Raw genomic sequence first — 24,515 nt, forward strand, 5'->3', positions numbered from 1 at the left:
GATCGATCTTGCTGCGCGGCGGCAGCGCACGAGAGACGATCGCCTCCCGGATGAAGCTGGCCGCCTCGTCCTTGAGGTTGCCGTAGCGCCGCCGACCCGAGGCGAGCAGCCGGATCGCGCTCGGGTCGGCGTCACGTGTCGTCACTGAACCGCCGGACAGTCGCTCGATTCGGCGGTCTCGGCCGCCTCCCGCATGTACCTGACCACGTAGCCTCCGAAGTCCTCAAAGACGGCCGGATCGAGCAGACCTCCGACGGATCAATCCCCATCTTCTCCGAGCCGTGGCCGCCACCCGGCACGACTCCGGGCGTCGGAGGTCGACTCGGGCCGGCGGATGACGGAACTCGCGTTCGTGGTCCAGGGAAGCGGGTCGTTCCACACGTCGAAGGGGACGCCGCCGCCCGGTCAGCCGGGCGGCGGCGTGGCGATCGGAGGGCTCATGTCCGGCCGGTAGACCTTCAGCCTGCCGGTCCGTTCGCGTTTGGCCGCGTACATCGCAAGATCGGCCTGGTGGAGCAGGACGTCGGGGTCGGCCGGGCGGGCGGGCGAGTCGAGGGTGACCAGTCCGAGGCTGGCTCGCGGGGTGTAAGGCCGTCCCGCCAGCAGACACGGTGCCTGTATCGCTGCCGCGAGCCGTTCCCCGACACGGCGGGGACTGCGGAGTCCGTCGCCGTCGAGGATGACGGCGAACTCGTCGCCGCCGAGCCGGGCGACGGTGTCCACGGTCCGCGTTCCCGCCCGCAGCCGCTCCGCGCTGATCCGGAGGAGCTCGTCCCCGGCGGCATGCCCGAAGGTGTCGTTGACGTGCTTGAACTCGTCAAGGTCCAGAAACAGCACGGACAGCGACGTGCCGTCACCGGCGTCACCGGCGTCACCGGCGTCGTCGGGGTCGTCGGGGTCGTCGGGGTTGCGCGTGAGTGCTCGCTGTAGTCGGCGGGTGAACAGGGCCCGGTTCGCCAGGCCGGTCAGCGGGTCGTGGAAGGCCTGGTGGTGCAGCTCCCGTTCCTGGTCCCGGATTCCGGCGAGTAGCCGGGCGTTCTCGACCAGCGTGACCATCTGGCGGACCAGCGCGACCAGCAGCAGCCCGGCGATGCCGCACGTCTCGAACCGGTCGACCTGCGTACCGATCGACAGCTTGCCGACCACCAGCAGGCCCGCCGCACCGAGCACCGCGTAGGGCAGCACCGCGTACGCCCACGTCGCCTGCGGGCCGGCCGGCGCCGGGCCGTCCGGCGGTGCGCGAGCCGGGAACGGCAGCAGCGCGGCAAGGAAGACCAGCAGGAAGGCGAGGCCGAATGTGACCACGCTCAACGGCGGCATGTCGAGCTGGTGCTGCGCGACGCGGTAGACGAAGACGTTGCTGGTGAGACCGTAGGCGAGCAGGCCCGTGCCGAGCAGCGCCAACGTCGCCGGGGAGCGCGGCCGGCGGAAGCTCGCGATCAGCACCACCGCCGTGACCAGGATCAGTACGGAGACCGAGTGGACCAGGGAGAGCAGGAACTCTCTGAGGTCGGGCGCACCTGTCCGGACGACCGCGGCGAGCACCGTCCCCCATTCCAGCAGGACGATCGAACCGACGATCAGTACACAGTCCAGCATGGTGATCACGTACCAGCGGGACGAGCCGCGGCCCTGCATCCCCGCCCGGCCGTCCACCGGGTCGGTGGGCAGCGACAGCAGCCCGGCCAGGGCCACACCGTGGAAAACGAGCAGGACGGCGTACCACCCCGAGGATACCCGGGGAGATTCACCACCCAGCACGGCTGTCGCCGTCGCGACGCTGGCGAGCGCCGAGCTGCCCGCCATGACGCCGATGAGCCGCCGCCAGCGCCGGTCACCGGGGCAGGTGCGCCGAGCGGTCCAGAAGCAGGCCGCCGCGGCGGCCACCTGGGCGGCGGCGTTGAGCGACATCGTGGCGACGACGCCCGGCCGCGGGCCCAACAGCACCGCGAGGGCGACCTCCAGCGCGAAAAGTACCACGGCGGCGACGGCCGCGCACCACAACAACTGCGGCGTACGGCCCGAAACGGTCGAACGCCGCAAATCGTGTGTGGCGTCCGTGACGCCACGGAGTTCGGACATCGTCCACATCCCTCGGGGGAAGCGTATCGATGTCGAACCGATTCGGATAGTTACGATGTTGGCGCCTGGCTGGGTCGGCTGCCCTACCCGCGGAGGTAGCGGCCGAGGGCCATGATCGGCCACAGCAGCCGGTAGCCGTGGTAGTTGATGTAGAAGTCGCCGGGGAACCCGGTACCGGTGAACTGGTCCTCGTCCCAGGAGCCGTCCGGCCGCTGGTGATCGGCCAGCCACCGGGCACCCCTCGCGAGGGCCCCGCTCACCTCGGGCTGGTCGCCCACCGTCAGCAGGGCCAGCATCGCCCACGCCGTCTGGGACGCGGTGGACTCACCACGGCCCGACCACTCGGGATCGGTGTAGGAGCGCAGGTCCTCCCCCCAGCCGCCGTCGGCGTTCTGGTGGGTGAGCAGCCAGTCCGCTCCCGCCCGCATGGCCGGATGGGACGGCTCCACCCCCGCGGCGCGCAGCGCGGGCATCACGCTGCCGGTGCCGTAGACGTAGTTGACGCCCCACCTGCCGAACCACGACCCGTCGGCCTCCTGGTGGTCCAGCAGCCAGTCCACCCCGCGCCGCGTGCGGTCGTCGCCGCCGAGGCCGGCCTCGGCGAGCAGCTCGACGACATGCGCGGTGACGTCCGCGGAGGGCGGATCGGTGAGGGCTCCGAAGTCGGCGAACGGGATCTGGTACGGGATGGTGCTGGTGTTGTCCGCGTCGTACGCGCCCCATCCGCCGTCGCTGGACTGCAGCCCGAACAGCCAGGCCACCGCCCGGCGCTCGGCGGCGTCCAGCTCGTCGCGCGCCGGGTGGCGCACCCGGCGCAGCGCGAGCAGAACCTCCGCCGTGTCGTCGGTGTCGGGGTAGGTGTCGTTCTCGAACTCGAACGCCCAGCCGCTCGCCGGGACGTCGGGATGGTTGACCGCCCAGTCGCCACGCCGGTGCCGGACCTCCTGGCCGAGCAGCCAGTCGGCGGCGCGGACCAGCGCCGGGTGGTCGGGCGCGATCGCGGCCGTGGCACCCGCGTCCGCGAGGGCGTTCACCGCCAGCGCGGTGTCCCAGACCGGCGACTGCGACGCCTCGACCATGCGGGAGCCGTCGGCGAGGGTGACGGTGTAGTCGTCGAGGGCCCGCAGCGCGGCCTTCAGTACCGGATGGTCGAGCTCGTACCCGAGCAGCCGCAGCGCGATTATCGAATAGACCGCGGGTGGCTGAATTCCGCCGAAGCATCCGTCCGCCTCCTGGCGGGCGATTATCCACCGCTCCGCGGCCCGCAGCGCATGGTTGCGCATGGATCGAACGGGGCGCCGGTGATAGACGTGCAGCAGTCGGTCGATACCCAGGAAGATTTCTTTCGCGGTGAACCGCGTGCTGATTCTCTCGAGCACGCCGGAGGCTCCGGCGCCGGACCCGCCTCCGCCGGGCCCGGCGGAGGACCCGGCGGAGGCGGGTCCGTCCGGGTACAGCTCGTCGAGGTCGAACGGCGCCGGCCGCACCGGGCGGAGGGCGGAGACGACCGTCAGCGACACCAGGGTCTGGCGCGCCCAGGACCCGAAGGAGTAGATGTTCAGCGGTGCGCGGCGGGGGAGGAGCATGATCTCCGGGGGCAGCACCGGCAGGTCCTCCCAGCGCCACCAACCGAACAGCGCCAGCCAGATCCGGGTGAACACCCTGGTCGCGGGAACTCCGCCGTGGTCGCGGACCCAGGTCGCGGCGCTGAGCATGTGCGGTGCGGAGGCGTCGTCGCCGGCGAGGCGCAGGGCGATGTACGACTCGACGGTGGTGGACAGCTCGCCCGGGCCGCCGAAGTACTGCGGCCACGATCCGTCGTCGCTCTGCCGGGAGCGGATGAACCGGGCCGAGGCCGCCGTCACCTCGGCCGTGCGGATACCGAGGTACTCGCGCAGCAGGAGGTCCTCGGCGTCCATGCTCGTGTTCGTCTCGAGATCGAACTTCCACCAGCCCGTGCCGTCCTGCAGCGCGAGCAGGTGGTCGGTGGCGAGGCGTAGCGCGTGGGTGAGCCCGCTGCCGGCAGCCGCGGTGCGGTCGCGTGCGGTGGCGTCGCCGGCGCTGGTCTGCGTGGGAATGCTTTCCCGGGTGACACTGACGGTATCGGAAACGTTCATATCCGGTCCTCGCATATCGTTCATCACCAACGTGACAGGAGGTCGGGCGGATCCCTGGAACATGGCCGACCTGGGCGCCGAACGGGCGCGCCGGAGGGGCTCTCCGAACCGCGCCGCCCGAGTAGGGGCGCTCATTCACGCTGGCGCGCTCACATTGTTCAGGGTGCCGCGACAGACCTTGCTTTCCGGTTGTGCTGTTCCTGCGGTGCGGGTGGGTCAGCCGGTGGGGGGCTGGACGCCCAGTCGACCGAGGCAGAGGTCGACCGTCATGAGGAGATCGCCGAGGTCTGTGCTGCCCGAGCTGCACCACGCGCGGGTCGCCACCTGGATGGCCCCGAGAAACGTGACGGCGGTCAGCTGGGCGCCCAGACCGGGGTCGGGCGGGCCGTTCCCGGCAGTGGTGCCTTCAGGGGTGGCGTGTTCAGTGGTGGCGTGTTCGGCCGGGCTGGGCTCGGTCTCCTCCGCGAGCTCCACGGCGAGTCGGTCGCCGATGGCGACGAGACGGCTCAGGACCGCTCCCGCCAGGGGTGAGGAGCCGTCGAGGAGAAGCAGATGATCGGCGTAGTGACGGAGCGAGTCGCCGTCCGGCGACATCAGCGTCCACGCGTCGAAGGCCGCGTTGCGCAGCGCCGTCAGAGGCGGCTCGTCGGCGGGCCGGCGGCGCAGTGCGGCCACGGTGAGATCGCCCATCTCGTCCAGCGGTGCGAGGGCGATCGCCTCCTTGCTCGTGAAGTAGCGGAACACGGTGCGCACGGACACCTCGGCCTGGTCGGCGATCTCCTCCACGGTGGCCGCCTCGTAGCCCTTCAGGTGGAACAGCTCGTGTGCGGCGTCGATGATCGACTGGCGGGTGCGACGCTTCTTCCGCTCACGCAGGCCCTCCGTGCGCTGGTCAGCCACGCCCGGTTACCTCCTGTCGCGTAGCGCTTCCGTGACCCTGGTGTCTTCGGCAAGCATACGCGCAACACCGGCAAATGGCAGACTCTGACAGATTTTTGACCCGCATGGGTCGTATGCCCGTTTGCGGGAGAGTGCTGGGGTGGGCCCCGCCCCCCGATCCACGGTGTCGATGGCGCCTGGTCGGCTGGGAGGGCGTGCGCCGACCGGGGCGCGGTGCTCGCCGCCATCGGTGACCCGGCCGTCCTGGTGGTCGACAGTCGCGGCAGGGAGGCCTATCTCGGGTCGGCCGACCGTCCCTCTTCTACTGCGGCGGCGGGGTGGGTGCCGCCTGGAACGCGCTGGCCCTGGCGGCGGTCGGCGGGCCGGACGCCGCCGTGTACGACGGCTCGATGCTGGAGTGGGCGGCGGACCCGGACCTGCCGCTTGTCCTCGGAGCGGAGAGCTGACGTGCGGGCGGCGCCTGTTCCGACGGGACCCCTCCGCCGCTCGCGTGCGTTATTTGAACTGATGGTTGTAGAAAAAGAACTGCTGCTGATAGCCTGACCGACGTCCTCAGCGTGACGGGGAGAGAGACGGGCGGGGTGCGATGAGGCTCGGGGTCGTCTATCCGCAGATCGAGCTCGAGGGCGATCCGTCGTCGCTCGCCCGGTTCGCCCGGGCGGCCGAGGAGCTCGGCTACGACCATCTGGTCCTGTACGACCACCTCATCGGCGCCTCGCACGAGCGGCGTGACCCACCGATCCGGGGTCGGTACGGGGAACGCAGCCCGTTCCACGATCCCCTCACGGCCTTCGCCTACCTCGCCGGCCTGACCGAGCGCATCGAGTTCGTCAGCGGCGTGCTCATCCTTCCGCTGCGCCAGACCGTCCTCGTCGCCCGGCAGACGGCCGACATCGACCTCATGTCCGGGGGGCGGCTGCGGCTCGGCGTGGGGGCCGGGTACAACCGGGTCGAGTTCCACGCGATGGGCGTGGACTTCGCCAGCCGGGGCCGGCGACTGACCGAGCAGATCTCCTACCTCCGCCGGCTGTGGAGCGAGGAGCTGATCAGCTTCGAGGGCGAGTTCGACCAGATCGACCGCGCCAACATCGTCCCGAGGCCGACCCGCCGGATTCCGATCTGGTGCGGCGGGTTCGCCGAGGCGGCGTTCCGCCGGGCCGTGGCCCTGGCCGACGGCTTCGTCTTCGGCTACGGCCTCGATCAGCCGGCGATGGACGGCTGGGCCCGCCTGCGGGAACTGCTGGCGATCGCGGGCCGGCCGCTCGACGGCTTCGGCGCGCAGTTCGTCCTGCACGCACCCGGCCAGCCCTACACCGATCAGGAGATCACGGACGGGCTGCTGCGGCTGCGGGCGGCAGGCGCCACACACGCCTCGCTGTTCACGATGGGGCGCGGGCTCACCGGCGTCGACCGCCACATCGACTACATCGCGGAGATCATGAAGAAGGCCGAGGTCGCCCTGCGCTGAGCGGCCCTGGCCCGCTCCCGCGGGAAGCGGGCCAGGGCCGCCCCCGCTCCCGCGTCGGTGCGGGAGCGGGCCAGGGCCGCTCGTCAGCCGGGTTCCGCCCGCGGCGCGGCCGGGGCCACCTGTCCCGCGGGGGCCTGCTCACGCAGCACCGCCCGCTGGATCTTGCCGGTGGCGGTCTTCGGCAGCTCCGGAAGAATCGAGATCCGGCGCGGGTACTTGTACGCGGCGAGCCGCTCCCGGGCGAAGGCGGTCAGCTCCTCGGGAGTGGTGGCCGCGCCGTCGCGCAGCGACACGTAGGCCGCCACGGTCTCGCCGCGGTAGGCGTCCGGCAGGCCGACCACGGCGGCCTCGAAGACGTCGGGGTGCTCGTACAGGACGTCCTCGACCTCGCGCGGCCAGACCTTGAAGCCCGACGTGTTGATCTGGTCCTTGACCCGGTCGACGAGATAGACCCAGCCGGCGGCGTCGAGGACGGCGACATCCCCGGTGCGCAGCCGCCCGCCCGCCAGCGCGTGCGCCGACGCCTCGGGGTTGCGCCAGTAGCCGGGGATGACCTGCGGCGCGGAGATGACCAGCTCGCCCTCGACGCCCGGCGGCCGTGGCGCGCCGCTCTCGTCGGTGATCCACACGTCGACGTTCTGCATCGGCACGCCGATCGACAGGGTGCCGCTCGGGCCGTGCACGGGTGCCGCCGCGCCGGGGGGCACGGCGATGCCCCCGCCGGTCGTCTCGGTCATGCCCCAGATGTTGTGCAGGTAGGGCCCGAACCTCGACCGGAAGGCCTCCACCGTCGACGGCGGGATGGGCGCGCCGCCGGAATAGAGCCGCTGCACCGTGGCGAAATGCTCGGGGCCCGCGCCGTCCACCCGGAAAAAGGCGTTGAACGCCGTGATCGAACCGATGGTGGTCGTCACACCGTGGTCACGGAAGGCCTCGAGCACGACCGAGGGCTCGAAGCGGCCGCTCATGCTCAGTGTCGTGTCGTTCAGCAGGGCGATGCCCGCGTTCAGGGAAAGCCCGGTGATGTGGAAGAGGGGGGCGATCGCGAACACCACGTCGCCGGGCCCGAGAAGGAGCCAGCGGCCGTAGTTCAGCACCGAGTTCAGGAAGTTCCGGTGTGTGTTCAGCGCGCCCTTGGGTGGGCCCGTGGTGCCGGAGGTGTAGGTGAGGAAGGCGGTGTCGTCCAGGGTGGTCTCGACCGGCTCGGGGTGCTGCCCCCGCCGTCGCGTCAGGATCGCCGCCAGATCGCCGTCGGGTGACGGCGCGGGATCGCCGCCGGTGCCGAACACCCGCGGGTCGTCCGCCGTCTGGAAGTCGCGAGCGGAGGCGGATAACAGCCAGCGGACGGTGCTGCCCGCGAGCGTCTCGCGGGTCTGGGCGTCGGTCCCGCGGGCCAGGATGATCCCCGTGGTGCCGGAGTCGTCGATCAGGCGCCGCAGTTCGCGTCCGCGGTACATCGGGTTGAGTGGCACCGCGATGCCGCCGGCCTTCCAGATCGCCAGCAGGCTGATCGGGTAGTACGGCACGTTCTGCAGGTAGACGCCCACGCGGTCGCCCGGCCGGACGTCCCGTTCCTGCAGCTCGGCGGCGAGGGCGTCGGCGTGGGCGTCGAGTTCGGCCGCGCTGAGGGAGCCGTCGAAGTACCGCACCGCCGTCCGGCCGGGATTACCGGCCACCCGGTCCCGCCACGCGTCGACGATCGAGGAGTGGGCGAGGCGCGGCGACGGGTCGATCCGCGGTGGGTACGCGGCGAGCCATGGCCGGGCGGTCGAGAGGACGTCCTCGCTCGCGGAATCGGTCGGCATTGATCAGCCCCTCGGGTCTGCGCAGGGTTCGGTCGGGCTTGACACCCCTCCGGGAGCTTATTAGCTTGAGCACCTATTGAACACTATGTCGCACATAATGCACGGTGGCGGGCGCTCTACGGCGACAGGTGATCCACAGTCGAGCGGCAGAGCGGCCCAGGCGGGCGCCGCGGCCCGCGGGCGCCGTGCCGACGCGGTCCCGGTGCCGGCCAGCCGGGCGGTTCCGAACCTCTCCCAGTGACGGGGGCATGCGATGCACGAGCATGAGACGTACGACGTGGTGGTTCTGGGGTCAGGCGCGGCGGGGCTGACCGCGGCGCTCGCCGCGGCCGTGGAGGGCGCCCGCGTCGCCGTGTTCGAGAAGGCGGAGCTGCTCGGCGGCACGACCGCGCTGTCCGGCGGGACGATCTGGGTCCCCGTCAACCAGCCGGCCCGGGCGGCCGGCATCAAGGATTCCCGCGCGGACGGCCTGGCGTACCTGGCGAGTCTGTCGAACGGGATGATTCTCCCGGAGCTGGCCGAGGCGCTCGTCGACGGCGGTCCGGAGCTGGTCGACTTCGTCGAGCAGCAGACGGATCTCCGTTTCCAACTGGTCGAGGGCTATCCCGACTATCACCCGGAACGCCCCGGCGGCCGGCCCGACGGGGGACGGTCGATCGAGGTCGGGCTCTTCTCCTTTCTCGGGTTCGAGGAATGGGAGGACCGCATCGCGGGCGACACCTGCCGGCTGCTCATCCGCGAGATGCCCCTGGGCGGGGGCACCGGCGCGCTGGAGCCGGACGTGCTCGCCGAGCGGGAGAAGAACCGCGCGGAGGGCCTCGGCCGGGCACTGGTCGGCGGTCTGCTCCAGGCCTGCCTACGGCGTGGGGTGCACGTCGCCACCCGGTCGCGCGGCCTGCGGTTGATCACCGAGGGTGGTGCCGTCACCGGGATCGAGATCGGGACCCCCGACGGCGTCCGGTCGGTGCGCACGGGCGCGGTCGTGCTCGCCACCGGCGGATTCGAGTACGACCCCGATCTCGTTCGCGACTTCCTGCGCGGACCGCTGACCCGTGCCATCGGCGCGCCGTCCAACACCGGCGACGGGCTGCGGATGGCGATGCGGGTCGGCGCCCAGCTCGGCAACATGCGGGAGGCCTGGTGGGCCCCGGTCGTCAGCCTTCCCGGGCGCCGTCGCGACGGCGCCCGGAACGGGCTGCTGACCTCGCGGGAACGCGCGCTGCCCGGTTCGATCATGGTCAACCGCCATGGTCGCCGGTTCGCGAACGAGGCGGCGAACTACAACGCCTTCGGCGGCGCCTACCACCAGCTTGACGCGTCGAAGTTCGAGTACCCGAACCTGCCCAGCTTCATGATCTTCGACCAGTCGACCGTCGACCGGTTCGGTGTGTTCGGCGGGGCGCCCGGCGGCGCGGTGCCGGACTGGCTGGTGCGCGCCGACACCCTCGGCGAGCTGGCGGGCCGGCTTGGCCTCCCCGCGGCCGAGGTCGCGGCGACCGTGCAGCGGTTCAACGAGCATGCCCGCGCCGGCACCGACCCCGACTTCGGCCGCGGCGACAACGCCTACGACCGGTTCCCCGGCGGCCGGGTGCTCGATCCCGAATCGGTCCTCTCCACGCTGGGCCCGGTCGAGACCGCGCCGTTCTACGGCGTCGAGGTCGGGTCGTCGGCGCTCGGCACCAAGGGCGGCCCCCGGACGGACCGGGAGGGCCGGGTCCTGGACGTCGACGGCGACGTGATCCGCGGGCTCTACGCCGCGGGGAACGTGATGGCGAGCCCGTCCGGCATGGTGTACGGCGGTGCCGGGGCGACACTGGCCGTCGCCGGGGTGTGGGGTCTCTACACCGGGCGCGCGGCGGCGCGTGACCCGGCGTCCGGCGCCCGGTCGCCGGTCCTGAGCGAACGATCCGGAAGCTGACCCGAAGCCAGTAGATCACCGGGAATTGGGGCGAAGAGCGAGACAATGACTGAGACCTTAGAGAATCCGGCTGAGACGATCACCGCGCGGGACGCCGAGGACATCTTCGCCGGATGGCTCGCAGACTTCGCGGCGGCCCTGCGGAGCGGATCCACGTCCGACCTCGCCGCGCTCTTCCTCCCGGAGGCGACCTGGCGTGACTTCATGGCCTTCCCCTGGGACTTCCACCACACGGTCGGGCGGGAGGAGACCGCCGCCCGGCTCACCGAGCTGGCGAAGGCCTGGAACGCCGCCGACTTCCGGCCCAGCAGGGAGCAGCCGCCGGTCGTCACCGACGGCGCCATCAACGCGTTCTTCGACTTCACCACCACGGACCGGATCGACCGTGGCTATGTGCTGCTCGTACCGAGCGCGGGGCACTTCGTGGTGTCGATCCTGCAGACCCAGGTGATAGGACTGCAGGCCCATCCGGAACGGGTGCGTCACCATCGCCGGGACGGCAAGGTCTACGGGATCGTGCCCGACCGCACCCGGTGGTCGAGCGACCGCGAGAAGGAGATCGCCTTCGAGGACAGCGAGCCCGCGGTGCTCGTGCTCGGCGCGGGGCACAACGGGCTGGCCATCGCGGCCCGGCTCGGCGCGCTCGACGTGCCGACGCTCGTCATCGACCGCGAGGCCCGGGTCGGGGACACCTGGCGCAAGCGCTACGCGTCGCTGGCCCTGCACAGCACCGTCTTCGGGGACCATCTGCCCTACCTGTCGCTGCCGCCGTCCTGGCCGGCGCACACCCCGAAGGACAAGTTCGCCGACTGGCTGGAGTCGTACGCGAACCTGCTCGACCTCAACGTGTGGACGTCCACCACGTTCCTCGACGGGCACTTCGACGAGGACGCCCAGCGGTGGACGATCCGGGTCCGGCGCGGGGACGGCTCGGTCCGGGAACTGCACCCGCGGCACTTCGTCGTGGCGGGCGGCCTGTTCGGATCCCCGAAGATCCCCGCGATCAAGGGGATCGAGACCTTCCCCGGCATGACGGCGCACTCGGACGAGTTCCAGTACGGCGCCGACTTCGCGGGGAAGAAGGCGCTGGTGATCGGGGCCGGCGTGAGCGGCCACGAGATCGCGCACGACCTGTACGAGCACGGCGCGGACGTCACGCTGCTGCAGCGCAGCGCGACCTACGTGGTGAGCTACGAGTCCTACCACCGGTACTGGTCGACGCTGTTCACCGAGGACATGCCCTACACCCCGGACTTCGCGGACCAGATGACCTACTCGTTGCCCAACGAGCGGGTGGACGAACTCAACAAGAAGCTGGTGAAGCTCGCCGCGGCGGCCGACCAGGATCTGCTCGACGGTCTCACCGCGCGGGGCTTCAAGCTCGAGTGGGGCCCGGACGGCACCGGCATCATCGGCGCCCACATGTCCGGCAAGGACGCCTACCAGATCAACATCGGCGCGTCCGAACTGATCGCGGACGGCCTGGTGCACCTCAAACAGGGCGTCGAGGTGGCCGAGGTCAGGGACCGGACGGTGGTCTTCACCGACGGCTCGACCCTCGACGTCGACCTGATCGTCTTCGCCACCGGCTACCACCAGTTCTGGGGCCACATCAAGCCCACGCTGGGCTCGGCGGCGGACCGGATCGACAAGGCGTACGGCCGGGCCGCGGACGGCGAGTACGCGAACACGTGGCGTCGTTCCGCCCAGCCCGGGCTGTGGTTCGGCACCGGGTTCATCCGGATGGCCCGCTTCTACACCCGGTTCACGGCACTGCTGATCAAGGCGATCGAGGTCGGTGTCGAGCCGATGAACCCGGACCGGGCCGACGGCGACTGATGGCCGCCATCGACGTGCACAAACGGGTCGAACCCGGGACCGTGGCGCTGCTCGACCGGCTGGCGCGCTGGGACCTGACGAGCATCGCGACGATCCGGCGCTCGTACGCGGCGGTCGGCCCGCCGCCCGCCCCCGAGGATCCGCGGGTCCGGCGTCGCGACCAGGTCATCCCGGGCATGGACGGCCGTCCCGACGTCCGGGTGCGCTGGTACCGCCCCGCCGACGCCCCCGCCGGGGCGGCGCTGCCCTTCCTCCTCTGGCTGCACGGCGGCGCCTACATCATGGGGAACCTGGACGAGAACGACGACCGCCTCGACCGGATGGTCATCGAGCTCGGCTGCACCGTCGCCTCGGTCGACTGGCGGCTGGCCCCGGAGCACCCCTACCCGGCGGGCCTGGAGGACGCGGAGACCGTCTGGCGCCGGGTCAGCGCGAACCCGGCCGACTTCGGGGTCGACCCGGCCCGACTGGTCCTGGGCGGGGCGAGCGCGGGTGCCGGTCTGGCCGCCGGACTGTGCCTGCGGCTGCGGGACCTCGGCGTCCCCCAGCCGGCGCTGCAGCTGCTGATCTACCCGATGCTCGACGACCGTGAGCTGACCCCCTCGATCCGCGCGATCGAGGACCCGGGCCACTGGGGCCTGTGGCATCTGCGGGCCAACCGGTTGTGCTGGGCGGCCTATCTCGGGTCGCTCGAGGGCGGCGAGGTCCCGCCCAGCGCGGCGCCGGCGCGGGCGGAAGACCTCACCGGGCTCGCGCCGGCCTTCCTCGGGATCGGCGACGTCGACGGGTTCGTGGACGAGAACGTCGCCTACGCGGCACGCCTGTCGGCCGCGGGCGTGCCGACCGAGCTGCACGTGTACCCCGGGGTCATCCACGGCGGGTTCGGTGCGCCGCCGCGCACCCCGCGCACCGCGCAGTTCCTGCGGGACGTCTACGCGGCGCTGGCCGCCGCGTTCGTGCCGGCGGACGGATCCCAGGAAGCCGGCGAGCGGCCCTGATGGCCGGGAAGAACCTGGCGGACGTGGCGAACCTGGCGGACGTGGCTGGCCTGGCGGAGGTGGAGAGCAGGCTCCGGCGGCTGGAGGCACGGCTGCGGGCGGCCGAGGACCAGCTGGAGATCCTCCGCCTGCTCAACAGCTACGGCCCTCTGGTCGACAGCGGGTCGGCGGAAGAGGCGGCCGACCTGTGGATCAGCGGCGGCGGCTACGAGTTCGGCGTCCCGGCCGGGAGCGCTGTCCGGGTCGAGGCGCCGCAGGGCCTGGCGGATCTCTACCGGACCGAGCCGCACACCGGGCTGGTCGCCGCCGGCGTCGCGCACCTCACCGCCCCGCCTCGCGTCACCGTCAGCGGTGACACGGCGGAGGCCGTCGGCTATTCCTTCGTGGTCCTCAGGGAGGATGATCGGTGGTTTCTGTGGCGGGCCGCGGTCAACCACTGGACGCTGCTGCGCACACCTGCCGGCTGGCGGATCCGGGACCGCCGCAACCGCGTCCTTGACGGCTCACCCGAGTCGCAGGCGATCATGCGCCTGGTGCGGGGGTGAGAGCCCGCGCCGCGCAGCCGGGCGCTGACGGGGCCGGATACCATCAGCCCATGGCCCGAGCCGACCAGACGGAGATCGTCAAAGCGCAGCCTGGGAGCCAGACGCTCGCGCGCGGTCTGCGGGCCCTCATCGCCGTCACGGAATCCGGGACGGGCCTGACCACCCAGGAAGTCGCGGAACGGCTTTCCATCCATCGGTCGATCGCCTACCGGCTGCTTCAGACATTCGTGGATTTCCGGTTTCTCACCCGTGCCGACAACGGCGTCTACCGGCCGGGCGCGAGGCTCGTGTCGCTGTCGGACGCTTACCTGCCGGGCCTGCGCGAGCTCGCCCTGCCCTCGATGCGGCGGCTGGCCGAGCGACTCGGCTCCACGATCGCGCTCTTCGTCGCCGAGGGTGAGGAAGCGGTCGCGGTCTCGCTGGTCGAACCCACCAACACAACTCATCACCTGTCGTTCCGCGCCGGCATGCGGACCCCGCTGGACCGGGGGTCAGCGGGCTACGCGCTCGCCTCGGCGCTTCCGCCGCAGCCCGGCGAGCCGGCCGGGGTGAAGCTCGCGCGCGAGCTCGGCTTCGCGGTCAGCAGCGGTGAGATAGAGGCCGGGGCGCACGGCGTCGCGGCGCTCATCCCGACCCGGCCCTCCAGCCCGCTCATGTGCCTCCACCTGGTCACCTTCCGCTCCGAGGTGGCGGCCGGCGCGGGCCCGGTGATGGTGCAGGCCGCCGGCGAGATCGGCCAGCTCTTCGACGGCGGTGACCGGTTGTCGGGCGCCCGGGTGCCCGGGCTCGGCCAGGCCGGCTAGCCGATGTCCGGTCGATCTTGCCGTGACGATGTCGTCGTCCGGCTTTCGTCGTCGTCCGGATACCGATTGTGACCTGACGGAGTGCTCGCGGACGGACGTCGTGCGTGGCGCTCGAACACGGCACGAGGCCGGGCGGGCGGGCGCGGCACGAGGCCGGGCGACGGCCGGCGGGTGCGGGGCGGGCACGGAACCACGGCGCCAAGGCTGTGGGAACAAGATCTATGCAGCCTGAATCCCGCCGCCCAGCGATGTGTGGCGGCTCAGTGAGTCCGGGCTCTCACTCAATCGCCACGGTTGCTCGACACCGCGCATAAGGCCCAGCCGACGTGAATGCCGATCGGTCCCGGCCTGCGCCCCGGACCCCAGCACGCCTGCACGCACGCCACCCGCTCGACACCACGGCCACCACGGGCCACGGGCCACGGGCCCAAGTCCAGGCCAGGCCAGGCCAGGCCAGGCGTCAGCGCCCGGCGGTCGTGTTCTCCCGCGCACCGCGTTCTCCGCCTGCCCGCGTTTCCCGTGATTCCTATGTTTGGCGCGCCCACTACTGCCTCGTGGCGGTGGGCGCGGCTGCGCCGCTGCGCCGTGCCCGCCAGCCGCGGGCCGGACGGGCGTGCACGCGGGCCGCCGCTTCGGTCTTGACACCTCAGAACACCGATCCTACTGTGCATATGTCGAACACTCACGTTCTATAGTTCGCACACGAGTCAGGGTGTAGCGCGAGTCGGGGCGCAAAGCGAGTCAGTGCGCAGCGTGAGGTCAGTGCGCATCCGTGGGCCAGGTCGGCGTGAGTGGGATGCGGCGTGAGAGAGGGATGGGCCAGGCGCGTGTCGGAGTACGAAAGCATCTGGAGTGATCTTCAGGGCGTCCCGTTCTCGCAGGGGTACCTGGACGTCGCGGGCGTGCGGACGAGATACCTGCACGCCGGTGATGAGAGTGGACCGGTGCTCGTCCTGTTACACGGCTCGGGCGGGCACGCCGAGGCCTACGTCCGCAACCTGGAGGCCCACGCCCAGCATTTCTCGACGTGGGCGATCGACATGCTCGGGCACGGGTACACCGGCCGGCCCGGGCACCCGTTGGAGATCGCGCACTACGTGGAGCACCTGCTGGCGGTGCTCGACACCATCGGCGCGGACCGCGCCCACATCAGCGGCGAGTCGCTCGGGGGCTGGGTGGCGGCCCGCGCGGCCGTCGACCATCCGGACCGGGTCGACCGGCTGGTGCTGAACACCGCCGGCGGGTCGCAGGCGGATCCGGTCGTCATGGCGCGCATCCGCACGCTGTCGATGGCGGCGGTGGAGGACCCGACGTGGCCGACCGTCCAGGCCCGGATCAAGTGGCTGATGGCGGACAAGACCCGGGGCTACGACGATCTCGTCGCGAGCCGACAGCGCGTCTACCGGCAGCCCGGCTTCACCGCGGCGATGAGCGACATCATGGCGCTGCAGGATCCGGCGATCAGGGCGCGTAACCTGCTCGGCCCGGCCGAGTACGGCGCCATCACCGCACCCACGCTGGTGCTGTGGACGAGCGACGACCCGACCGCAGACGTCGAGGAGGGCGGCCGGATCGCCTCGATGATCCCGGGCGCCCGCTTCGAGGTGATGCCCGGCTGCGGTCACTGGCCCCAGTACGAGGACGCGAAGACCTTCAACCGTCTGCACCTCGACTTCCTGCTGGGGCGCTGACCATGGCCGCGGACCTCCCCGGTACCGGACCAGCCGCCGGGCCCGGAGCCGTCGCCGCCGCGCCGGCCGTCGTGCTGATCGGGGCCGGCCCGGTGGGGCTGACGCTCGCGAACCTGCTCGGCGGCTACGGCGTGCGCACCCTGGTGGTCGAGGAGCGGGAGACGCTGATCGACTACCCGCGCGGGGTCGGCCTGGACGACGAGTCGCTGCGCACCTTCCAGAGCACGGGCCTGGTCGACCGGATCCTGCCGCACACGAACCCCAACCAGGTGATGCGGTTCGTCGACGCGAAGCAGCGCGTGCTCGCCGAGATCGCGCCGACCAGCCAGCCGTTCGGCTGGCCGAAGCGCAACGGCTTCGTCCAGCCACTGGCGGACGCCGAGCTGCTGGCGGGCCTGCGGCGGTACGAGCACGTCGAGGTCCGCTGGGGCCACCGGATGGAGTCGCTGGAGCAGACCGCCGACGGGGTGACGGTGGGGCTGTCCGGGCCCGCCGGCCCCTCGACCGTCACGGCCGGCCACGTCGTCGGCTGCGACGGCGGGCGCAGCGCCACCCGGCAGCTCATGGGGGTGTCGTTCGAGGGCACGACGTCGCCGACGCGCTGGCTCGTGGTCGACATCCGCCCCGACCCGCTCGGCCGGCCCAACGTGGACGTCGGCGCGGACCCGGCGCGCCCCTACGTGTCGGTGTCCATCGCGCACGGCATCCGCCGGTTCGAGTTCATGCTGCACGCGGACGAGGCCGACGAGGCGGCGGAGGACCCGGAGTTCATCGCCACGATGCTCGCCCGGTTCGTCCCGCGCCCGGACCGCGTCAACATCATCCGGCGCCGGGTGTACACGCACCACTCGCGGATCGCCGGTTCCTTCCGCGCCGGGCGGGTCCTGATCGCCGGCGACGCCGCCCACCTGATGCCGGTCTGGCAGGGCCAGGGCTACAACAGCGGCATCCGGGACGCGGCCAACCTCGGCTGGAAGCTCGCCGCGGTGGCGAACGGCCTCGCCGGCGACGCCCTGCTCGACACCTACGACGTCGAGCGCCGCCGGCACGCCCAGGCGATGATCGACCTGTCGACGACCGTCGGGCGCATCATCTCCCCGACCAACCGGCGGGTCGCCACCGTGCGGGACTGGATCGCCCGGACGGCCTCCGCCGTGCCCGCGCTCAAGCAGTACGTCGTGGAGATGCGGTTCAAACCGATGCCGCGGTACGTCGAGGGCGCGGTCGTGCACACGGAGCCGATCCGGGCGAACTCGCCGGTCGGGACCCTGTTCATCCAGCCGCGGGTCGACACCCGCGAGCGCGAGAACGTCCGGCTCGACGACGTGCTCGGGCCCTGGTTCGCCGTGCTGTGCTGGAACAACGACCCGTACGAGCTGCTCGGCCCCGAGACGTTCGCGAGGTGGAAGGCGCTCGGCGCGACCTTCGTCGCGTTGCGGCCGGTCACCCAGCTGCACTGGGCGGACCAGGACCACCCGGACGTCGTGGTGGTCGGGGACCGGACCGGCGCGCTCAAGTCCTGGTTCGACGCGCACGAGGAGTCCGTGCTCTTCCTGCGGCCCGACCGGTGTGTGTCCGGCGCCTGCGTCGCTCAGCTGACATCCGAACTGGCCGCGTCGCTCACCGGCGCGCTGTCCCTCACCCCGGGAGCCGAGGATGGCGCTCGCCCTCTGCTGCATGTCACACAGCCCGCTGCTCGGCCTGCCCGGCCCGCCGCCGTCTCTCCTGGCTGACGTCGGCACGGCGCTCGCCGCCGCCCGGGACGTGGTGCGCGAGTACGACCCGGACCTGGTCGTCCTGTTCGCCCCGGACCACTACAACGGCTTCTTCTACCGGCTCATGCCGCCGTTCTGCGTCGGCACCGCGGCGCGCGGTGTCGGCGACTACGGGACGCAGAGCGGCGAGCTCGACGTCCCCGCCGAGCTCGCCTACGGCCTCGCGGAGGCGGCCTGGGCGGCCGACGTCGACGTGGCCGTCTCGACCGGCATGGACGTCGACCACGGCACGGTGCAGCCGCTGGCGGCACTCTTCGGCGACATCGCGGCCCGTCCGGTGGTCCCGGTCTTCGTCAACTCCGTGGCGGTCCCGCTGGCGCCGCTGCGGCGGGCCCGGCTGCTGGGGGCCGCGATCGGCCGCTACCTGGCCGGCCTCGACCGGCGGGTGCTCGTGCTGGGGTCGGGCGGACTCTCGCACGACCCGCCCGTCCCGAACCTGGCCAGCCCGCCGGAGGTGCTCGAACGCATCGTGCACGGACGGCCGCCGACCGCCGGTGAGCGGCAGGCCCGGCAGAGCGCGGTGATCGAGGCGGCGGCGAGCTTCGCCCGCGGTACGGCCGACCTGCGACCGCTCAACCCCGAGTGGGACCGGCGGGTGCTCGACGTCCTCGACCAGGGCCGGCTGGCCGAGCTGGACGGGTGGACCAACGACGGGATCACCCGGGAGGGCGGCAATTCCGCGCACGAGATACGCACGTGGGTCGCCGCGTTCGCGGCGCTCGCCGCAACGGGGCCGTACCGGGTGCGGACCAGCTACTACCGGCCCGCGCCCGAGCTGATCGCCGGCTTCGCCGTGCGGACGGCCGTCCCGCGATGAGGCCGGCGTCCACCCGCGGGCGGTGCTCGCCCCGACGATTCCGAGGTGCCGTGTGACGGGCAGAGATGTGACAGGCAGGTCTGTGACCGGCGGAGTGGGACGCGACGCGATCGAGGCCGCCGTCGCACGGCTCGACCGGGCGGCCGTCGAGCACGTTCCGTGCGCGCCGGTCGCCGACCTGATCGGCCCGAGCGACATCGACGCCGCCTACGCGGTGCAGTCGGCGCTCACCGCGCTGCGGGTGGCCCGCGGCGCGCGGGTCGTCGGCCGCAAGATCGGTCTCACCTCGCCGGCCGTCCAACGCCAGGTCGGCGTGGACCGGCCCGACTTCGGCGTGCTCTTCGACGACATGAACTACGCCTCGGGCGCCACGGTGCCGTTCGGTCGGCTGCTGCAGCCCCGGGCCGAGGCCGAGATCGCCTTCATCCTCGCCGCGGACATCGTCGACCCGCAGCCCGCCGCCGTCCGGGCGGCGGTCGGCAGCGCGGTCGCGGCGATCGAGGTCGTCGACAGCCGGGTCGCGGACTGGCGGATCCGCATCACCGACACGGTGGCGGACAACGCCTCCAGCGGCGTCTTCGTGCTGGGCGACCGGCATCTCACCCTGGACGAGTTCACTCCGGCCGACGTGTCGATGCGGATGCTGCGCAACGGCGTGACGGCCAGCACCGGGACGGGGCGGGCGTGCCTCGGCGACCCGCTCAGCGCGCTGGCGTGGCTCGCGCGCACGGCACTGGACTTCGGGGATCCGCTCCGGGGCGGCGACATCGTCCTTTCCGGGGCGCTCGGTCCGCTGGCCCCCATCGAGCCCGGCGACGTGATCCAAGCCGAGGTCGGCCCCCTGGGCCCGGTGACGGCGACGTTCGAGAAGGAAGGCTGAAACCGTGCAGCAGGTGGCGATCATCGGGTCGGGGAACATCGGTACCGACCTCCTGATCAAGATCAAGCGAAGGTCCGAGTCGCTGAGCGTGGCGGCCATGGTGGGGATCGACCCGGAGTCCGACGGCCTCGCCCGCGCCAGGCGGCTGGGCGTCGCCACGACGTCCGACGGGGTGGCCGGTCTCCTGGCGATGCCCGAGTTCGAACAGGCCGGCATCGTGCTCGACGCGACGAGCGCGAACGCGCACCGGGCGAACGCGGCGGCGCTGGCCCCCTACGGCCGGCGGCTGATCGACCTCACCCCGGCGGCCCTCGGGCCGTTCGTCGTGCCGGCGGTCAACCTCGACGAGCACCTGAGCGCCCCCAACGTCAACATGACGACCTGCGGCGGGCAGGCCACCGTCCCGATCGTCGCGGCGGTCTCCCGGGTCACCCCGGTGGCCTACGCGGAGATCGTCGCCACGGTGGCGTCGAAATCGGCCGGGCCCGGCACCCGCGCCAACATCGACGAGTTCACCGAGACGACGGCGCACGCGCTGGAGTCGGTGGGCGGCGCGCGGCGCGGCAAGGCCATCATCATCCTGAATCCGGCCGAGCCGCCGCTCATCATGCGGGACACCGTGCTCTGCCTGGTCGGCGACGTCGACCGGGAGGCGGTCACCGAATCGATCCACCGGATGATCGCGGACGTCGCCGCCTATGTGCCCGGCTACCGCCTGAAGCAGGACGTGCAGTTCACTCCCGTGGACCCGGCCGAGATGCGCATTCTCCTGCCGGACGACACGGTCGACGTCCGCTGGAAGGTGAGCGTGTTCCTCGAGGTGGAGGGCGCCGCCCACTACCTGCCGGCCTACGCCGGCAACCTGGACATCATGACGTCGGCGGCCGTACGGGTCGCCGAGCGCATCGCCGGATCCGAGGTGACGGCATGAGCGGGCCGAACATCTATCTGCAGGACGTCACCCTGCGGGACGGCATGCACGCCATCCGGCACCGGGTCGACCCGGAGCGGGTCGGCGCCATCGTGGCCGCTCTCGACAAGGCGGGCGTCCGGGCGATCGAGGTCACCCACGGTGACGGGCTGGCCGGCTCCAGTCTGACGTACGGCCCCGGCAGCCACACGAACTGGGAGTGGATCGAGGCGGCGGTCACCAACGCCTCGCAGGCGACCATCACCACGCTGCTGCTGCCGGGCGTGGGCACGATCGCCGAGCTGCGCCGCGCGCACGCGATGGGGGTCGGCTCGGTCCGCGTCGCGACGCACTGCACCGAGGCGGACGTCGCCGCCCAGCACATCGCCGCGGCGCGCGAGCTCGGCATGGACGTCTCCGGCTTCCTGATGATGAGCCACATGGCCGAGCCGGCCGAGCTGGCCGCCCAGGCCAAGCTGATGGAGTCGTACGGGGCGCACTGTGTCTACGTCACCGACTCGGGCGGCCGGCTGACCACCGACCGCGTGCGCGAGCGGGTCCGTGCCTACCGCGACGTCCTCAGCCCGGACACCCAGATCGGCATCCACGCGCACGAGAACCTCTCGCTGTCGGTCGCCAACTCGTTCGCCGCGGTCGAGGAGGGCGCCTACCGCGTCGACGCGTCGCTCGCCGGCCAGGGAGCCGGCGCCGGCAACTGCCCGATCGAGCCGTTCGTCGCGGTCGCGCTGCTGCTGGGCTGGGATCTCGACTGCGACCTGCTCGCGCTGGAGGACGCGGCCGAGGACCTGGTCCGGCCGTTGCAGGACCGTCCGGTCCGGGTCGACCGCGAGACGCTCACGCTCGGCTTCGCGGGCGTGTACTCCAGTTTCCTCCGGCACGCCGAGATAGCCGCCGAGACCTACGGCGTGGACGCCCGCAGCATCCTGATCGAGGCGGGCCGGCGAAAGCTGGTCGGCGGCCAGGAGGACATGCTCGTCGACATCGCCCTGGCGATACAGCCCAAGTAAGCCCGCGACAACGGGCGGATGCCCGCAGGGCGGGTTCGTCGCCGCGCCGCCTCCGCTCTTCCTTATCCCCTGTGTCGTGCCCCCACATGCTGCTTTTCGTGTGCCCGAGGAGGCCATGGTGCCCACCAACGACATCCCGGTGTTCGACGCCGACAACCACCTGTACGAGACCAAGGACGCGCTGACGAAGTTTCTCCCGGCCCGCTACAAGGGCGCCGTCGACTACGTCGACGTCCACGGCCGGACGAAGATCGTGGTCCGGGGGCAGATCAGCGACTACATCCCGAACCCGACCTTCGACGTGGTCGCCCGCCCGGGCGCGCAGGAGGACTACTACCGGCACGGCAACCCCGAGGGCAAGTCCTACCGGGAGATCTTCGGCGCGCCGGTGCGCTGCATCGACGCCTGGCGGGAGCCGGCCGCCCGGCTGAAACTCATGGACGAGCAGGGCCTGGACCGCACCCTGATGTTCCCGACGCTGGCCAGCCTCATCGAGGAGCGGATGCGGGACGACCCGGACCTGGTCCATGCCGTCATCCACTCGCTCAACGAGTGGCTGTACGAGACCTGGCAGTTCAACTACGAGGGCCTCGACCGCATCTTCACCACCCCGGTGATCTCCCTGCCGATCGTGGAGAAGGCGATCGAGGAACTGGAGTGGGTGCTGGAGCGGGGTGCCCGGGTGATCCTCATCCGCCCGGCGCCGGTGCCCGGCCTGCGCGGCGCGCGCTCGTTCGGGCTGCCGGAGTTCGACCCGTTCTGGGAGCGGGTGCAGGAGGCCGACATCCTGGTCACGCTGCACTCGTCGGACAGCGGCTACGACCGGTACTACAGCGACTGGACGGGCACCAGCTCCGAGATGCTGCCGTTCAAGCCCAGCGCGTTCCGGATGCTGCAGGCCTGGCGCCCGGTGGAGGACGCGGTGGCGGCGCTGGTCTGCCACGGCGCGCTGTCCCGGTTCCCCCGGCTGAAGATCGCCGTGGTCGAGAACGGCAGCAGCTGGGTCGCACCGCTGCTGCTGTCCATCAGGGACCTCTACAAGAAGCTGCCGCAGGACTTCGCGGAGGACCCGATCGAGGTCATCAAGCGGAACATCAACATCAGCCCGTTCTGGGAGGAGGACCTGGGCGCGCTCGCCGAGCTCATCGGGGAGGACCGGGTGCTGTTCGGCTCCGACTACCCGCATCCCGAGGGGCTTGCGAGCCCGCTGACCTACCTCGACGAGCTCAAGCACCTGCCCGAGGCGACCACCCGCAAGATCATGGGCGGCAACCTCGCCCGGCTGATGAACATCTCGGTCCCGGCCTAGCCGGACCGGCTCCCCGGGGACGGATCACGGACCCGTCCCCGGGACACCTCGCAGGGCGGCGCGCCCACCGGGGTGGGAGCGCCGCCCTGCGAGGACGCCGCCCGAGCGGACCCGGGCTCAGGGCGTGTGGGTGTGACCGGGTCCGGTCAGCGGGCGCGGCGTGCGCTGAACGCCGCGGCGCTGTGGGTCGGTCGCGAGCTGGACCGCTTCGCGGGTGACGGGCCGGCCTCGTGCTCGGGTGAGCTGGTACGAGCCGTGACCGCGGGCGATCGGGACGCCGTGGACCGCCCGGCGCGGCGGCCGTGGTCGGCGGCGCGGCCGCCGTGGTTGCCGGCGGGGCGGCGTCCACGCCGTCTGCCCGTTCGAGGCGTCGGCTCGGTGCCGCGGTCTTCACCGACCGGCCGGCGCTGGGCTGGAGTGCTCCTGGTCTCCGCCTGTGCCGCGACCACGGGGCTGCTGAGCGACCGGGCGCCGGGGGCGAGCGTGGCGAGTATCGGGTGAGCGGCGGAGGCGACCCGGGTGGTCGTCGGCCTGATGCCGGCGGCGCGGGCCAGTTGCGTGACCTCACGGATCTGCTCCGTGGTCGCCAGGGTGATGACGGTGCCACTGTTGCCGGCACGCGCGGTGCGCCCGGAACGGTGCAGGTATGCCTTGTGGTCGGCCGGTGGATCGGCGTGGATCACGAGTGCCACGTTGTCGACATGGATGCCGCGGGCGGCGATGTCCGTGGCGACCAGCGCCGAGGCCCGGCCGGTGTGGAAGTCGTCGAGGTTGCGGGTACGGGCGTTCTGGCTGAGGTTGCCGTGCAGCTCGACCGCGCGCACGCCGGCGCGGTTGAGCTGGCGGGCCAGAGCCTTGGCGCCGTGCTTCGTGCGGGTGAACACGACCGCGCGGCCCGGGGCGCTGGACAGGTCGACGAGCACGGGAAGCCGGCTGTCCCGCTCGACGTGCAGCAGATGGTGCGCCATCGTGCCCACCGGGGACTGGGCGGAGTCGGCCTCGTGTACCGCGGGCCTGCTGAGGTACTGGCGCACCAGGGTGTCGATGGCCTTGTCCAGGGTCGCCGAGAACAGCATGCGCTGCCCACCGGCCGCGGTCTGGCCGATCAGCCGGCGCACCGCGGGCAGGAACCCCAGATCGGCCATGTGGTCGGCCTCGTCCAACACGACGATCTTCACCTGGGCCAGCGAGCAGCGCCCCTGCGCGAGGAGATCCTCCAGCCGGCCGGGGCAGGCCACGACGATGTCGACACCCCGCCGGATCGCGGCCACCTGCGGTTCCTGACCGACGCCGCCGAACACGGTGCACGAGGTGAGGCCGGCCGCGGCGGCCAGCGGTCGCAGCGCCGTGTCGATCTGCGCGGCGAGCTCGCGGGTGGGCGCCAGAACCAGCGCGCGCGGAGCCCCGGCCCGGGCCCGGGGCCCGCCGGACAGCCGCGCGACCACGGGCAGGAGGAACGCGAGCGTCTTGCCGGACCCCGTGCGGCCGCGGCCGAGGACGTCACGTCCGGCGAGCGCGTCCGGCAGCGTCGCCCGCTGGATGGGGGTGGGGGTCTCGATGGTGAGACGGGTGAGAACATCGGTCAGGCGCGCAGGCACGCCAAGATCGGTGAACGAAGACAAGAAGAATC

At 72.0% G+C, this 24,515-nt stretch carries 19 protein-coding genes; 14 read left to right on the plus strand and 5 right to left on the minus strand.

Annotation, left to right across the window (positions count from 1 at the left end; translation table 11 throughout):
- Nucleotides 1-405: 405 nt before the first annotated feature.
- The 3 genes from FMEAI12_RS09360 to FMEAI12_RS09370 all read right to left on the minus strand — a co-directional run bounded on the left by FMEAI12_RS09360 (nt 406) and on the right by FMEAI12_RS09370 (nt 5,099).
- Nucleotides 406-2,082, minus strand: coding sequence for a GGDEF domain-containing protein (locus FMEAI12_RS09360; RefSeq protein WP_112105735.1), 1,677 nt, complete (start codon nt 2,080-2,082; stop codon nt 406-408).
- An 83-nt stretch (nt 2,083-2,165) separates the two neighbouring features.
- Nucleotides 2,166-4,199, minus strand: a complete 2,034-nt coding sequence (shc, locus tag FMEAI12_RS09365; RefSeq protein WP_235013851.1) for a squalene--hopene cyclase — start codon at nt 4,197-4,199, stop codon at nt 2,166-2,168.
- 216 nt (nt 4,200-4,415) lie between these two features.
- A complete protein-coding gene (locus FMEAI12_RS09370; RefSeq protein WP_112105707.1) occupies nt 4,416-5,099 on the minus strand; it encodes a TetR/AcrR family transcriptional regulator in 684 nt (227 codons plus the stop codon).
- A gap of 317 nt (nt 5,100-5,416) precedes the next feature.
- On the opposite strand from FMEAI12_RS09370, the gene FMEAI12_RS39210 reads away from it, so the two are divergent.
- Together FMEAI12_RS39210 and FMEAI12_RS09375 are read left to right on the plus strand one after the other, a co-directional pair.
- Nucleotides 5,417-5,545: a hypothetical protein gene (locus FMEAI12_RS39210; protein ID WP_255565672.1), complete on the plus strand. Its 129-nt coding sequence runs from the start codon at nt 5,417-5,419 to the stop codon at nt 5,543-5,545.
- A 140-nt stretch (nt 5,546-5,685) separates the two neighbouring features.
- Complete coding sequence (locus tag FMEAI12_RS09375) at nt 5,686-6,567, plus strand: LLM class F420-dependent oxidoreductase (RefSeq protein WP_112105708.1); 882 nt, start codon at nt 5,686-5,688, stop codon at nt 6,565-6,567.
- An 83-nt stretch (nt 6,568-6,650) separates the two neighbouring features.
- Here FMEAI12_RS09375 and FMEAI12_RS09380 read toward each other — a convergent pair whose 3' ends face one another.
- Nucleotides 6,651-8,372 carry a class I adenylate-forming enzyme family protein gene (locus FMEAI12_RS09380; RefSeq protein WP_112105709.1) on the minus strand — a complete coding sequence of 574 codons (1,722 nt, stop codon included), beginning with the start codon at nt 8,370-8,372 and terminating at the stop codon, nt 6,651-6,653.
- Between the two features lie 253 nt (nt 8,373-8,625).
- Here FMEAI12_RS09380 and FMEAI12_RS09385 point away from each other — a divergent pair, with 253 nt between their 5' ends.
- The 12 genes from FMEAI12_RS09385 (at nt 8,626) to FMEAI12_RS09440 (ending at nt 22,885) form a co-directional block, all read left to right on the plus strand.
- Entirely contained in the window at nt 8,626-10,290 is a 1,665-nt protein-coding gene (locus FMEAI12_RS09385) for an FAD-dependent oxidoreductase (RefSeq protein ID WP_112105710.1), read from the plus strand.
- Between the two features lie 45 nt (nt 10,291-10,335).
- A complete protein-coding gene (locus tag FMEAI12_RS09390; protein ID WP_112105711.1) occupies nt 10,336-12,129 on the plus strand; it encodes an NAD(P)/FAD-dependent oxidoreductase in 1,794 nt (597 codons plus the stop codon).
- Nucleotides 12,129-13,127 carry an alpha/beta hydrolase gene (locus tag FMEAI12_RS09395; protein WP_112105712.1) on the plus strand — a complete coding sequence of 333 codons (999 nt, stop codon included), beginning with the start codon at nt 12,129-12,131 and terminating at the stop codon, nt 13,125-13,127. Before FMEAI12_RS09390 ends, FMEAI12_RS09395 begins: the two co-directional genes overlap by 1 nt.
- Nucleotides 13,127-13,672, plus strand: coding sequence for a nuclear transport factor 2 family protein (locus tag FMEAI12_RS09400; RefSeq protein WP_112105713.1), 546 nt, complete (start codon nt 13,127-13,129; stop codon nt 13,670-13,672). Before FMEAI12_RS09395 ends, FMEAI12_RS09400 begins: the two co-directional genes overlap by 1 nt.
- Nucleotides 13,673-13,722: 50 nt before the next feature.
- The gene (locus FMEAI12_RS09405) at nt 13,723-14,475 is read left to right on the plus strand and encodes an IclR family transcriptional regulator (protein ID WP_112105714.1); all 753 of its coding nucleotides are present in this window, start codon (nt 13,723-13,725) and stop codon (nt 14,473-14,475) included.
- A gap of 827 nt (nt 14,476-15,302) precedes the next feature.
- Nucleotides 15,303-16,166, plus strand: coding sequence for an alpha/beta fold hydrolase (locus tag FMEAI12_RS09410; protein ID WP_112105715.1), 864 nt, complete (start codon nt 15,303-15,305; stop codon nt 16,164-16,166).
- A 2-nt stretch (nt 16,167-16,168) separates the two neighbouring features.
- Nucleotides 16,169-17,899 carry a bifunctional 3-(3-hydroxy-phenyl)propionate/3-hydroxycinnamic acid hydroxylase gene (locus FMEAI12_RS09415; protein ID WP_112105716.1) on the plus strand — a complete coding sequence of 577 codons (1,731 nt, stop codon included), beginning with the start codon at nt 16,169-16,171 and terminating at the stop codon, nt 17,897-17,899.
- Entirely contained in the window at nt 17,823-18,758 is a 936-nt protein-coding gene (locus FMEAI12_RS09420; RefSeq protein WP_112105717.1) for a 3-carboxyethylcatechol 2,3-dioxygenase, read from the plus strand. Before FMEAI12_RS09415 ends, FMEAI12_RS09420 begins: the two co-directional genes overlap by 77 nt.
- A 94-nt stretch (nt 18,759-18,852) precedes the next feature.
- Entirely contained in the window at nt 18,853-19,638 is a 786-nt protein-coding gene (locus FMEAI12_RS09425) for a 2-keto-4-pentenoate hydratase (RefSeq protein WP_235013853.1), read from the plus strand.
- A 4-nt stretch (nt 19,639-19,642) separates the two neighbouring features.
- Complete coding sequence (locus tag FMEAI12_RS09430) at nt 19,643-20,569, plus strand: acetaldehyde dehydrogenase (acetylating) (protein WP_200835236.1); 927 nt, start codon at nt 19,643-19,645, stop codon at nt 20,567-20,569.
- Entirely contained in the window at nt 20,566-21,576 is a 1,011-nt protein-coding gene (gene dmpG, locus FMEAI12_RS09435; protein ID WP_112105719.1) for a 4-hydroxy-2-oxovalerate aldolase, read from the plus strand. Before FMEAI12_RS09430 ends, dmpG begins: the two co-directional genes overlap by 4 nt.
- Before the next feature lie 115 nt (nt 21,577-21,691).
- Entirely contained in the window at nt 21,692-22,885 is a 1,194-nt protein-coding gene (locus tag FMEAI12_RS09440; protein ID WP_112105737.1) for an amidohydrolase family protein, read from the plus strand.
- Nucleotides 22,886-23,031: 146 nt separating this feature from the next.
- On the opposite strand, the gene FMEAI12_RS09445 is transcribed toward FMEAI12_RS09440, so the two are convergent.
- Nucleotides 23,032-24,483, minus strand: a complete 1,452-nt coding sequence (locus FMEAI12_RS09445; RefSeq protein WP_112105720.1) for a DEAD/DEAH box helicase — start codon at nt 24,481-24,483, stop codon at nt 23,032-23,034.
- Between the last annotated feature and the right edge of the window lie 32 nt (nt 24,484-24,515).

This window comes from Parafrankia sp. Ea1.12 (genome assembly GCF_900465275.1).
GTDB classification, from domain to species: domain Bacteria; phylum Actinomycetota; class Actinomycetes; order Frankiales; family Frankiaceae; genus Parafrankia; species Parafrankia soli.

What these genes read in the sequence shown, in the direction of transcription:
- FMEAI12_RS09385 (WP_112105710.1), top strand. Translation starts at nt 8,626, where the DNA reads ATGCACGAGCATGAGACGTACGACGTGGTGGTTCTGGGGTCAGGCGCG.
- FMEAI12_RS09415 (WP_112105716.1), top strand. Translation starts at nt 16,169, where the DNA reads ATGGCCGCGGACCTCCCCGGTACCGGACCAGCCGCCGGGCCCGGAGCC.
- FMEAI12_RS09375 (WP_112105708.1), top strand. Translation starts at nt 5,686, where the DNA reads ATGAGGCTCGGGGTCGTCTATCCGCAGATCGAGCTCGAGGGCGATCCG.
- FMEAI12_RS09420 (WP_112105717.1), top strand. Translation starts at nt 17,823, where the DNA reads ATGGCGCTCGCCCTCTGCTGCATGTCACACAGCCCGCTGCTCGGCCTG.
- FMEAI12_RS09395 (WP_112105712.1), top strand. Translation starts at nt 12,129, where the DNA reads ATGGCCGCCATCGACGTGCACAAACGGGTCGAACCCGGGACCGTGGCG.
- FMEAI12_RS09390 (WP_112105711.1), top strand. Translation starts at nt 10,336, where the DNA reads ATGACTGAGACCTTAGAGAATCCGGCTGAGACGATCACCGCGCGGGAC.
- shc (WP_235013851.1), bottom strand. Translation starts at nt 4,199, where the DNA reads ATGAACGTTTCCGATACCGTCAGTGTCACCCGGGAAAGCATTCCCACG.
- FMEAI12_RS09440 (WP_112105737.1), top strand. Translation starts at nt 21,692, where the DNA reads ATGGTGCCCACCAACGACATCCCGGTGTTCGACGCCGACAACCACCTG.
- FMEAI12_RS09400 (WP_112105713.1), top strand. Translation starts at nt 13,127, where the DNA reads ATGGCCGGGAAGAACCTGGCGGACGTGGCGAACCTGGCGGACGTGGCT.
- dmpG (WP_112105719.1), top strand. Translation starts at nt 20,566, where the DNA reads ATGAGCGGGCCGAACATCTATCTGCAGGACGTCACCCTGCGGGACGGC.
- FMEAI12_RS09380 (WP_112105709.1), bottom strand. Translation starts at nt 8,372, where the DNA reads ATGCCGACCGATTCCGCGAGCGAGGACGTCCTCTCGACCGCCCGGCCA.
- FMEAI12_RS09360 (WP_112105735.1), bottom strand. Translation starts at nt 2,082, where the DNA reads ATGTCCGAACTCCGTGGCGTCACGGACGCCACACACGATTTGCGGCGT.
- FMEAI12_RS09405 (WP_112105714.1), top strand. Translation starts at nt 13,723, where the DNA reads ATGGCCCGAGCCGACCAGACGGAGATCGTCAAAGCGCAGCCTGGGAGC.